Source organism: Microbulbifer maximicatervae (SeqCode), from assembly GCF_052468295.1.
The window spans coordinates 5,109,522-5,121,722 of the sequence record NZ_CP174340.1 but is presented as its reverse complement, the minus strand read 5'-3'; the positions used below and the strand labels follow the sequence as shown (position 1 = coordinate 5,121,722).

General features: G+C 49.9%; 10 protein-coding genes. 5 read left to right on the top strand and 5 right to left on the bottom strand.

The features are described from left to right. Positions 1-148 precede the first annotated feature (148 nt). The 3 genes from rpe to ACJJIQ_RS22580 are packed head-to-tail and all read right to left on the bottom strand — an operon-like array spanning position 149 to position 2,650. Positions 149-811 carry a ribulose-phosphate 3-epimerase gene (gene rpe, locus ACJJIQ_RS22590; protein WP_444892691.1) on the bottom strand — a complete coding sequence of 221 codons (663 nt, stop codon included), beginning with the start codon at positions 809-811 and terminating at the stop codon, positions 149-151. Positions 812-830: 19 nt separating this feature from the next. Next, positions 831-1,538: a nucleotidyltransferase family protein gene (locus ACJJIQ_RS22585; RefSeq protein WP_444895316.1), complete on the bottom strand. Its 708-nt coding sequence runs from the start codon at positions 1,536-1,538 to the stop codon at positions 831-833. Between the two features lie 38 nt (positions 1,539-1,576). Further along, positions 1,577-2,650: an aminoglycoside phosphotransferase family protein gene (locus tag ACJJIQ_RS22580; protein ID WP_445355137.1), complete on the bottom strand. Its 1,074-nt coding sequence runs from the start codon at positions 2,648-2,650 to the stop codon at positions 1,577-1,579. Positions 2,651-2,946: 296 nt separating this feature from the next. On the opposite strand from ACJJIQ_RS22580, the gene ACJJIQ_RS22575 reads away from it, so the two are divergent. The 5 genes from ACJJIQ_RS22575 to ACJJIQ_RS22555 all read left to right on the top strand — a co-directional run bounded on the left by ACJJIQ_RS22575 (position 2,947) and on the right by ACJJIQ_RS22555 (position 9,746). After that, positions 2,947-5,556 (top strand): LPS-assembly protein LptD, encoded by a 2,610-nt coding sequence (locus ACJJIQ_RS22575; protein ID WP_445355138.1) that lies wholly within the window; start codon positions 2,947-2,949, stop codon positions 5,554-5,556. Next, on the top strand, positions 5,556-6,896 hold the full coding sequence (locus ACJJIQ_RS22570; protein WP_445356335.1) for a peptidylprolyl isomerase: 1,341 nt from the start codon (positions 5,556-5,558) through the stop codon (positions 6,894-6,896). Before ACJJIQ_RS22575 ends, ACJJIQ_RS22570 begins: the two co-directional genes overlap by 1 nt. A 76-nt stretch (positions 6,897-6,972) precedes the next feature. Then, positions 6,973-7,956 (top strand): 4-hydroxythreonine-4-phosphate dehydrogenase PdxA, encoded by a 984-nt coding sequence (gene pdxA, locus ACJJIQ_RS22565; RefSeq protein ID WP_445355139.1) that lies wholly within the window; start codon positions 6,973-6,975, stop codon positions 7,954-7,956. 149 nt (positions 7,957-8,105) lie between these two features. Continuing rightward, positions 8,106-8,906 carry a 16S rRNA (adenine(1518)-N(6)/adenine(1519)-N(6))-dimethyltransferase RsmA gene (rsmA, locus tag ACJJIQ_RS22560; RefSeq protein ID WP_445355140.1) on the top strand — a complete coding sequence of 267 codons (801 nt, stop codon included), beginning with the start codon at positions 8,106-8,108 and terminating at the stop codon, positions 8,904-8,906. A 27-nt stretch (positions 8,907-8,933) separates the two neighbouring features. After that, positions 8,934-9,746: a symmetrical bis(5'-nucleosyl)-tetraphosphatase gene (locus ACJJIQ_RS22555; RefSeq protein ID WP_413664241.1), complete on the top strand. Its 813-nt coding sequence runs from the start codon at positions 8,934-8,936 to the stop codon at positions 9,744-9,746. Positions 9,747-9,860: 114 nt separating this feature from the next. On the opposite strand, the gene ACJJIQ_RS22550 is transcribed toward ACJJIQ_RS22555, so the two are convergent. Beyond that, on the bottom strand, positions 9,861-11,186 hold the full coding sequence (locus ACJJIQ_RS22550) for a M1 aminopeptidase family protein (protein ID WP_445363100.1): 1,326 nt from the start codon (positions 11,184-11,186) through the stop codon (positions 9,861-9,863). 53 nt (positions 11,187-11,239) lie between these two features. Then, entirely contained in the window at positions 11,240-12,181 is a 942-nt protein-coding gene (locus ACJJIQ_RS22545) for an IS1595 family transposase (RefSeq protein ID WP_445362153.1), read from the bottom strand. Between the last annotated feature and the right edge of the window lie 20 nt (positions 12,182-12,201).

Sequence of the window (12,201 nt, the reverse complement as noted above, 5' to 3'; positions counted from 1 at the left end):
ACTCGATTGGGCCTCAGCAGGTCAGTGGCGCCATCGCCAACTGTTTGTCAGGGAGAAAGAGTGGTTCACGGAAATTCCCTCAGTGCAGGCGCACAAGTTAACAAATCCCGTCTATGGCGGGCAAGAGATTGCCCGCCAGTTTTGTAAATTAAGCCAAACTCTTACGCATGGCTGCAATCACTTCAGCGTAGTCCGGGGTATTGAATATGGCAGACCCAGCGACAAAGGTATCTGCTCCAGCTGCAGCAATTTCGGCAATATTGTCACGATTCACACCACCGTCGATCTCAAGGCGAATATCAAACCCAGACTCATCAATCAACTTGCGGGCTTCTTTTAACTTGGTCAGGGTATTGGGGATAAACTTCTGCCCACCAAAGCCCGGGTTCACCGACATCAGCAGGATCATATCCAGCTTATCCATTACATACTTGGCCGCATCGAGGCCACTGGCTGGATTGAACACCAGCCCAGCTTTACAGCCGAGACTGCGGATCAATTGTAGGGAGCGGTCCGGGTGACGAGAGGCTTCTGGGTGGAACGTAATATAGGTAGCTCCGGCATCGGCGAACATGCGAATCATTTCATCCACCGGCTCCACCATCAGGTGCACATCAATCGGAGCCTCAACACCGTGTTTGCGCAGGGCCTGGCATACCATAGGGCCAATCGTGAGATTTGGCACATAGTGATTGTCCATCACATCAAAATGCACCCAGTCCGCTCCGGCTGCCAACACATTGTCCACTTCCTCACCCAAACGTGCGAAATCTGCGGAGAGAATAGAGGGGGCGATCTTGTAATCTGACATCAAAATATCCTTTGGTAACTCAACTTTCGCCAGTCAGTCGGCGATCTAAATTTTCCAGGCGCTCGGGGGTTCCCACATCGCACCAGTCCCCCTCATAGAGTTCAGCTTGTAGCTTATCCTCATTAAAGGTGAACACTTCCCCAAGCCCAAAGCATTCGCGACGCTTAGGGTATTCAGTTAGGGTTTCAGCTCGCAGCCAGCTAATACCCGCAAAGGTATAGCGGGGCTTGGCTGTACCCGACAGCAAGCCACCTTCTATGCCAAAATCTCCATCGGGGTTATGGGGAGGATTAGGGACCATCAAAAGACGCCCAGGGCAAGACTCCGGCAGCGGCCTCTCGATCCATTGCGACAGATCATAGTCACACCAGACATCACCATTAACCACCAAAAACGATGAATCGCCGATCAGTGGCAGTGCCTTGAGAATCCCGCCGGCAGTTTCCAGTGGCTCCTCCTCATGCTCCACAGAATAATGAATATCCAACCCCCAGCGGGAACCAGAACCAAGCTGTTGACGAATTTTGGGTCCTAAGTAGCCCAGGTTAATCACGACCTTTTGCACACCAATAGCTGCCAAGCGCTCAATTGCATATTCAATCAGGGGCTTACCGGCAATCGGTAACAGAGGCTTTGGAGTTTGGTCAGTCAGTGGGCGCATACGGCGCCCAAAACCTGCTGCCAATACCATGGCAGTCAAAGGGGAATTCTCTTTGGGTTTGCTCATTAAATTAATCTGTACAGTTTTCGTACGGCCTACTTCGGCTAGTCACCGGCACAGCGGTAATCACTGTACCAGGGCAAAGGCTCTATCTGCGGCAGTAGGGTGCCGCTGAACCAATCAGTAAACGGCTCCAGCTCTGGGTAGCGCTCAGCGGTTTCCAAAACATAGCGAATCACCAGCGGCAGGTGCTGCAAGTATCCCTGCTTTCCATCACGCAGACTGAGGCGCGGGAACAGACCCAGCACTTTAATATGACGCTGTAGCCCCATCCAGTCGAACCAACGAAGATAAAGTTGTGGGTCCACAGGTTGCATAACACCCGCCGCTTCTGCGGTCGCGACGTAAGCCAGCACCCAGCGCTCTACCCGCTCGCGGGGCCAACGGATATAGCAATCTTTGAGCAGAGACACCAGATCGTAGGTGGCGGGCCCCCACACTGCGTCTTGAAAATCGACAATCCCCGGCCTTTCCCCGTCACGGATCATCAGGTTGCGACTGTGGTAATCCCGGTGAACAATAGTGTGAGGCTGTTCCTCCGCACTGTTAAGCAACAATTCAAAGGTTTGCTCCAGCAGCTTTTCTTCCCGCTCTGAAAGCTGGTAGCCAAGTAGCTCTCGCACCAGCCACTCAGGCATAACCTGCATTTCCTTAAGAAGTAGTTCCCGACTATAAGCTGGGAATAATTGTTCCTCAAAAGGGATTTGCTGCAGGCACAAAAGTTCACTCATTACCTCTGCGTAGAGTCCCTCAACACTGTCGCTGTTGAGCACGCTATATAACTGGGTATCCCCCAAATCTTCCAGCAGCAGGTACCCCTCCGCGGTGTCTGCAGCAATCACCATCGGAGTATGGGTACCGTTGCGGCGCAAGTAATCAGCCAGAGCCACAAAGCGGGCGGGGTTAGTCAATTGGGGAGGAGTATCTACCGCTATCAGTGACGGCTCGGTTAGAGTGCGAAAATAACGGCGAAATCCAGCATCTCCCGCCAGGCTCGATAAATCAGCCGGAGCCTCCATACCCAGGGCCACGCCAACCCACTCACTCAAGGCATTGCGTCTGGGATCGGAGTCGATCTCGCACCCTTGCTCAACTTCACTGCTCGATCTTAGGCTCATCTTATATTCCAACTGTTTCTAGCTGCATTTTAACCCCGAGCCTCTCTGCGTCCAGAGACGCCATCACTATTTATTGGTGCCCCTACTTTGCCTCAGCTAAAAAAAGAACACGAGTTCCAGGTAATTTGCGTTTCAAAGCTGAGCCTCTAGCTGTAACATTACGACTTCAGTACGGCTATTAACCACATCTACATTCAAGTAGAATCGGACGATGATTTTGCGCGCCCCGGCTCGAAAGCTGTCGCACGTATCCATCGATAAAGAAACACTAAAAGATAGCTGGAACATATCGTTTGATGCTTGAAGTCTCCCGGTGGCGTCGCCTCGCTCTGGCGATTGCTAATAACTCCCAAGCCCGCTCCATCGCTCTCGGCCTGATCGCTGCTCAACCTCTGTGGGCGCAAGCCAATCAGGGCGAGCCGTATCCTGATCCCGACTACAACCCCTATTTGTACTTGGACTGGTTGCCCCGCTCTGAGCTAACCCCGGAGGAGTTAGCCAATCTACCGGCGGTGTGCTCTGGTGCCTTTGTAGCCCCTCCGCGCAACTATCCCGGTTCTGATCTGCCCCCTGGGGAGGCTCCACTGAGAGCCACTGCTGAGAAATCCCAGTGGCTGGAAGATGGTTCAGCCGAGCTGAGCGGGAATGTACATATTACCCAGGGTTACCGGCAGCTCTTTGCCGACCAGGTCAAACTGAATCGCCCAGAAAATATCGCCACTTTAGATGGCGCCATTGAGCTTCGGGAACCCGGTTTACTGATCCGTGGTTCCTCCGCCGAAGTCCATACCGAAAGCGAAGCGGCCTCTATTGAGGATGCTACCTATGTGGTGCATGATGCTTTTATTCATGGGGATGCCGAGCTAGTTGCACGTCAAACCAGTGGTGAGCTAACCCTGACAGAGGGCACATATACCCGCTGTGAGCCCGGGCGTGAGTTCTGGCAACTCACGGGCCGCGAGATCAATATTGATGAAGTAGAAAGCCAGGGGACTGCGCGGGATGTGCGCCTGAAGATTCTGGATGTACCTGTCTTATACCTGCCGTATTTCCGCTTTCCAGTGGGCGATGCGCGCATGTCCGGCTTCCTGTTTCCCACACTCAGCAACAGCGACAAGAATGGCTGGGACCTCGCCATTCCCTACTACTGGAATATTGCCCCGCAGATGGACGCCACCATTTCCCCGCGTTACATCCAATATCGCGGAGCGGGATTAGAGGTTGAGTTCAGGCACCTGGCAGAAATGTTTAGTACTGAAATCCGTCTAGCCGATCTCCCCAACGACGATGGCGGCAATAATGACCTTGCCCAGGACCTGATTGATGAGGGTTTCCCTGAGGACCTGGTTCTCCCCTATAAAGGCGAAGACCGCTGGCTGATCAGTTTGGAGCAGCAAGGGGGGTACAGCGGCAGTGTCTGGCGTACCGATATCGACTATACCAAGGTCAGCGATCCAGATTATTTCCGCGATTTGAGTACGGCCAACCTAGACATCAATGCGGAAACCCGTGTTAGCCAGAAAGTTCAGGGGCTACTGCGCAGCGAGCACTGGCGAGCAACACTGCGTACCCAGGACTATCAAGTACTGGAAAATGACGCCTTCGATACCTTTGCCCAATACCCCCGTTTGGATATAGACGGGGATTACCGCTGGGATGACTGGCTGTTGACTATGCAGAACGAAGTCACCAGCTGGGATCACAGTGACACACAAACCATAAGGTTTATTGAAGACACCGATGACCCCGACAGTGTCACTACTCGGACACGAGACTTTATCACTGCAGATCGGCTGCGCCTCGACTATGAATTCTACTGGGATAAAGAGTGGCTCTGGGGATATTTTAAGCCGGGAATAGCTGGTCGCTATCTCACTTACAGCGTGAGTGACCTGTTTCTACCCGAGGATGCCGACGATACCCCCGATGCGGCTGCAGCCCAGTTTATTCTGGATACTGGGCTCTACTTTGAGCGCGATAGCCACCTATTTAACCGCGACTTTATCCAGACACTGGAACCTCGGTTATTTACCCTGATTAGCAGCAATGCCGATCAAAGTGATTTCTTTGATATCAGCGGTCGTGCTAACGAAGTCGATCCTGAAATTAGGATAGACCCTGACAGTAACAACCTACTGTACGACACCTCACTTTACACTTTCAGTTACGACCAGTTATTCCGGGATAGCCGCTTTACTGGAAATGACCGGATCGACGATGCAGATAGACTTGCCCTAGGCCTGACAACTCGCTTTCTAGATCCAGTCAGTGGCCGGGACCTCTTCTCAGCCAGTGTCGGACAGGTCTACTACTCCAGTGACAGGCAAATTGGCCGCACTGCTTACATTGAGGATACCCAACGGTCAGAACTGGCTGCACGAATCGAAAGTCGCCCTTTCGAATCCCTGCGTTTGGGGACTGAGCTGGTCTATGAAGATAGTGAGCACAATATTAATCGCGGTAATTTCAGCCTGCGCTATCTTGACGACGACTACCGCATCTTTAATTTCAGCTATTACTACGAGCGTCCAGACTCAACGGATGACGAGGATGAGGACGAAGATGAAGATGAAACCGTGAGTCAACTAAATGCCTCAACAGTCCTCCCACTTGGTACTCATACCTCACTCATGGCTGGTGCCAGCTATGATCTTACTTTAAATCGGGAACTGGAATACCTGGCAGGAATCGAATATGACGACTGCTGCTACCGTACCCGACTGGTGTGGCGACGCACACTGGACAATGATCTCGCAGGGGTTGTATCTGCTGAAGACCTTGAGTACGACGAAGGTATTTATCTCGAAGTCGAACTCAAAGGATTAGCAGGCTTTGGTTCAACCGTGACAGAAATGCTGACCCAGGGGATTGCCAACTTTGATCAGAGAGAAGAGCTGAAACAGTGATGAGAATAATTAAGAAATTCGTACCGAAACTGGGCCTGGCACCCGTACTGGCAGCTGGCGCTCTGATCGCCGCCACTGCTACGGCACAAGTCAGAAACCTTGACCGGGTAGTTGCTGTTGTTGATGACGATGTTGTAATGGCCAGTGAACTGACCCAGCGCATGAATACCATCGCCAGCCAAATCCAAGCACAGCAGGTGCAGGCTCCTCCAGTGGATGTTTTGCGCCGCCAGGTTCTCGAACAACTCATTATCGAGCGTTTGCAACTGCAGATGGCCTCTCGCGCAGGTGTTACCGTTTCTGAATCGGAGTTGGACCAAGCTATCGCCCGTGTCCAACAAAATGCCGGAGTCAGCCCCGAAGAATTCCGCCAGCGGCTGCTCGCTGACGGTATGAGCATGAAGAGCTTTCGTCAGCAGATTCGCCAAGAGCTGATGATTCGCCGGGTCGAGCAAGGCAGCGTTAACCGCCGGATCCAGATTACCGATCAAGATATCGATAACTTCCTACGCTCCAAGGAGGGGGAGTTTTGGAAGTCCCCTCAATTTGAGCTAGGCCATATTCTGATCCCCGTAAGTTCCAGTGCCCCCAGCAGCGAAGTTACCCAGGCACGGGAAAAGGCTGAAGACCTAGCTCAGCAGGCCAAAGACGGCGCTGACTTCCGCCGCCTGGCGATCGCAAACTCTGCCGGCCAAAATGCACTTACCGGCGGTGACCTAGGTTGGCGCAAAACCGTCGAGCTTCCCACTCTTTTTGCCGATGCCCTTACCGACTTAAAAGCCGGTGATGTTACCGAGCCTTTCCGCAGTGATGCCGGCTTTCACCTGTTAAAGATTCACGCGCAGAAAGGCGCCAGCGAGCAGTTGGTGGAACAGACAAAAGTTCGCCATATCCTGCTTAAGCCATCCGCTATTCTTACCGATGACCAAGCTTACAATAAGCTGATTGAGCTGCGTGAAGAGGCCATGGCCAGCGATAACTTTAGCGAACTCGCGCGCGAGAACTCAGAGGATATAGGTTCTATGCTATCCGGTGGCGATCTTGGCTGGTCTATGCCCGGACAGTTTGTGCCAGAGTTTACCCAGGCTATGGATGCAACTGAGATTGGCAGCATTAGCCTGCCTTTCCGCAGCCAGTTCGGCTGGCATATCCTGCAGGTTGAAGATCGGCGCAAACAGGATATGACCGACAAATATATCCGCAATCAGGCAGCCAATTTGCTGCGCAACCGCCGCTATGAAGAAGAACTGCAAAACTGGCGCCGTGAGATTCGCGACCAGGCATACGTTGAGATCAAATTGCCGGACTCTGAGACCACCGAGGACTCAGGTAACCAATAGTAAGCCGCTTTTTCAGCGGGAAAGACCGGGCCCTGTGCCCGGTTTTTTTTTGTAGCTACAGGAAAGTTATATAGCAATGGCTCCTAAAATTGCCTTCACCCCCGGAGAACCTGCAGGTATTGGCCCTGAGCTGGCTGTGAAGATTGCACAAGAGAGTTCTCCAGCACAGATTGTCGCAATTGCTGATCCCCTACTACTGACAGAGACCGCTGCGGCATTGGGGTTGCCTCTTCAGCTCCTTCCTCTGTCCACAGCAGGCACAGAGGGGACACCTGCCGGTGCTCTCTACATACTACCGGTCTCCATACCCGAGCCTGCTAAACCCGGCTTACTGAATGCAGTCAATGCACCCTATGTATTGGAAACTCTTACAGTTGCGGCAGAGGGTTGCCTGGCCGGCCAGTTTGATGCCGTGGTTACAGGGCCCGTACACAAAGGCATTATCAATGATGCCGGTACTCCATTTAGCGGCCATACAGAGTTCTTTGCTGAAAATGCCGGTGTTGAGCGTGTCGTTATGATGCTAGCAGCAGAGGACCTTCGAGTTGCTCTAGTGACAACTCACCTGCCCCTCAAAGAGGTGAGCGCTGCTATCACCCCCCCGCTTCTAGAGCAGATTATTACCATCCTCGACGCCAGTTTGCGGGAACATTTCTGCATCTCCAATCCCCGTATTAGCGTTTGCGGCCTCAACCCCCATGCTGGAGAAGGGGGACACTTAGGCCATGAGGAAATAGAAATAATTGAACCCACACTCGAACACTTGCGCCACCAAGGTATATCACTGAAAGGTCCACTTCCCGCAGACACTCTTTTTACCCCGCCGCATTTGTCGGAATGTGACGCCGTTTTAGCTATGTATCACGATCAGGGGCTTCCAGTGTTAAAATTCAAGGGTTTTGGCCACGCCGTCAATATCACTTTGGGGCTACCCTTTATCCGCACTTCAGTAGACCACGGCACAGCTCTCAATATCGCGGGCACAGGCATTGCAGACTGCGGCAGCCTCAAAGCCGCACTGTCTCAGGCTGTGGCGATAGCTAAATTGCGCAGTTCCTAACCAGTGCCTAAAACTTGCTTGAAGAAAGTGTAAACCATGCCCTCACCACGTGAGCGCAGTGAAAGGCCCTAAAGGGTATCCAACTGAAATGCTCACTAGCACCCCAAGGCTTAACCGCAAAATTAATCATCCAGGTTACAGATATATCAATGGATAACTTCTTTCAACACAAAGCCCGCAAACGCTTTGGACAAAACTTTCTCGTCGATGAAAATATTATCGAGCGCATTGTTCGTGCGGTAGGCCCTAAAGAGTCAGATACGCTAGTGGAAATTGGCCCGGGCCAAGGGGCAATTACAGAATTACTACTAAAACGGTGCCCATCTCTAACCGCTGTCGAACTGGATCGCGACCTGATTCCGATGCTGGAATTTAAATTCAGGGAATACCCGGAATTTAGCATCATTGAAAAGGACGCATTAAAATTTGACTTTGGCACCTTTGCTGGAGATAAGCAGCTACGCATTGTCGGTAACCTTCCATATAACATATCCACACCATTACTGTTCCATCTGCTCAGTTTTCGCGGGCAAGTCCAGGATATGCATTTTATGCTTCAGAAAGAGGTGGTAGATCGGCTCAGCGCTACGCCTTCGACTAAATCTTATGGGCGACTTAGCGTGATGGTTCAATATTACTGTCGCGTACAGGGCCTATTCCCTGTCCCTCCGCAGTCCTTCCGGCCCGCCCCCAAAGTGGATTCTGCCATCGTGAGATTGGTTCCCCACAGCACTCTGCCATTTACCGCAAAAGATGAAGGATTATTGGAAAGAATCGTCAATATAGCCTTCCAGCAGCGCCGTAAGACCCTGCGCAATGCTTTAAAACCCCTATTCCCGGATCTCGACCCCGAGCTGCTACCCATTGATGCCGGCCGCAGAGCAGAAACCTTAAGCGTCGAGGACTTTGTTAAGCTGGCCGACTACTGTACAAACTTGCAACAACAATAATTATTTTTCACATTATTGGGGGGAACCTTGGCAACTTACGCCATCGGAGATATTCAAGGATGCTTTGCAGCTTTTCAAAGCCTTCTCAAGAAAATCAATTTTAGTGCTGACCGTGACAAACTCTGGCTTGCCGGAGACTTGGTTCACCGGGGTGAGGATAGCCTGAGCACCCTTCGCTATCTCTATGAGCACCGCCAGCAGGTTACAGCAGTGTTGGGCAACCATGATCTCCATTTACTAGCGATCGCCCATGGCGCTAAATCTCTGTCTGAAAAAGAGCACGACCTTGCCAAGGTTTTAAAAGCAAAAGATTCTGATAAGTTACTGGAGTGGCTACAAAGCCTACCCCTTCTAGTACATAAGAAGGGGTACACCATGGTGCATGCGGGTATCCCCCCCATTTGGAGCGTTACTAAAGCGCAAAAGCTCGCCACTGAAGTGCATAAGGCCCTCGCCGACGAAGCTATGGCAAAGGCATTTTTTTATGGCATGTACGGTAATGAGCCACACTGTTGGGATGATCATTTGATCGGCATCGAACGCCTGCGGTCCATTACCAATTACTTCACAAGAATGCGATTTTGTAAGGCTGATGGCACTCTGGATCTAATCAATAAAAAGGGGGTCCAGGCCTCTCACGGTGAATACCAGCCATGGTTTAGCTTTCCCAATCGAAAAACCAGAAATGACAAGATTATTTTTGGGCATTGGGCTGCCCTGGAAGGCCGTGCAGATACTGAGAATATCTATGCCCTAGACACAGGTTGCGTTTGGGGAGGATACCTGACTGCAATGCGATTAAGTGATGAAGAATTTTTTTGTACAGACTGTAGCTTATAAAAATCACTTCGCCCTGAAGCCTAAAAGAAGAATTTAAACCGACCGAATCTAAAAAAATAAACTGACAGTTATCACCTGGGAGTGTAACTGTCAGTTTACCTAGCTTGAATAACCTTATAAGCCATGGGTTAATTGATCCAAAGCAACTCCTACACTCGACGGTTTCCCATCAAGTAAAAGCTCAATAGAGTTAACAAGTTCCGCTGCTCCTTCCCTCTGGCTGAGAAGCATCAAGAAAGTATCAGCGCCTTTTTCTCCGCCGCCCTCGACCTCTTGACGAAAACTGCTCCATATCGAAAAAATATTTGACGAATCAGCATTTTCACTTTGCAGAAACAGGTCAATTGCTCGATGTATGAGCAGGCCACAGCTATAATACAGATCAAACCTACCCCGGTTAGCAGCCTCAACCAAAGGAATCTCTTTTACACCTTTTGTACAACTTTCCTTAAAAGCTTTAATTTTATTAGAGACATATTTTGATGACTCGGGATACAAATCTAATAAAGCCAGCACTGCTAACCAATCCGCATTCCCTTCATGTAACCACGATTCATTTGCATCACCATACAATCCTGTTTCACTACCCTGCTGGTATAAATGTGCGACCTCATGAGCAAAAAACCAAATGGTTTCATTAATAAAGTTAGGGTCGGAAAATTTCCCATCAAGTTCATTCATATTCCAATGCATAAAAACCTGATGTGGCAAGGTCCCCCCCTGCCAAGAGTTATCATCGACATTCGCATATGATGCATACAAAGCAGGCTTTGTTCCACTTAGTGCCCCAAGCTTTTGCTCAAAATAACTCATTAACCTGGGAATATCTGACTCTAAAGACAATCTCAATTTTTCCGGCAAACCGCTATCAATTACTGCTAAAACACTAGCTGTATTTATGGGTTCTTGAGTTCCAACATAAACATTCATTCCATTATCACGATCAATCCACCTGGCTGTCCGATCACTTATCTTCCCGTTAATGATCATATGCTCACCTGGAGGAGCCTGCATAGTTACTCGCCAGGTTTTTGCTTTATCATCACAGTTGTCAATACAAGCAAAAAAGCGGCCCGTGTATATCAGGCTTCCACCATCTGAATAGGGGGAGAAAGGTGCATAGTCTTTGGGAAGAGATATATAACTAGGCGTCAAATAAATTTCAATGTGTTCGAATGAACTTCTATCTTTTCTAACCAGAAACTCTTCACCATCCATAGAAACTAATTCAAATTCTGGTGACACAGGCTTCCAGCGTTTTATACGAGAGGCATCCGGGTTACGTACAAAGCTAATCCGGCTTGCCGGCCTATCCATTTGATAGGTAAGCTTCCAGAGCTTATCGCCCTGCTTCTCAATCGCGATATCCACCCCAGATATATCTTCAGCTAAAGCTGAAAAACCAGTTAAAACTAACAGTAAAAACTGAATATATTTCAATCTTAACTCCTTTTAGATTGAGAAAAATAAACAAAAATTGACCTAATTACCACTTATGCTAAGCCAATTTTTAGCAACCTTTCTGGCATCGGTGGTGTCCGAAGAGAGACGTAAATCAATCTTGGAATGAGTGCCGACAAATCAAACCTCCGATTAAAGCGATATTGAAATTCTGCCAAATAGCGCTGTGCATATTTCGGCCTAATAGCATGGTAAGTGCTACGTAGCGCACTCTTTAAATTACCAAGTACTGTATTTACCCAATAGAACTCAGGCTCTTCAACAGAAGCTCGGCCACCACCACAAACAATTTTGTCATGTACACAACCGGCCTCCTTAATGGCATTGAAGCATGGAAGACCATCTGAGATGACTGTGCTGCCACTGCAAAGGTACTTTTTACTCCAGGTTGAAATTTCACTGCTTTTGAAGCCCTTGATAATTGAGAGCTTAATACGGGTTGGGCGTCCCTCCTTGGTTGTTTCAACGGCCGCCACAAAGGGAGTTTTACCCTTGGCTCCGCGCCCGGGCTTGCATCCAGTACGCTCACCACCGAGATAGGCATCATCTAGTTCAATAAAACCGGACAGTTTGTATCGTTGGTCTCGCTCCATCATCACTTGCATGAGTTTCTGCTTCATACGCCATGCTGCGTTGTAAGAGATACCTAGATGTCGAGATAGCTCCATAGAGGAAATGCCCTTCTTATCCTGAGTAATCAGGAAAATACCGAGAAACCAGGTGGTGAGGGGGAGCTTCGTGGAGTCAAAAATTGTACGAGAGGTAATCGATGTCTGACGCCGACAATGGTTACATTGCTTAAGCTTGCGATAAGCGAGGTCGCAATGCTTGTCATGCCCGCAGTGAGGACAACTAAAGCCATTGGGCCAACGCCACTGCGACAGTGCATCGAAGCACTGTTCCTCGCTGCCGTACATTTTGAGGAATTGGGTCAAACTAATACCCTTCTGAAACTGTACCTTGTTGCGAGCCATGGCGTATTCCCTTGCAGATC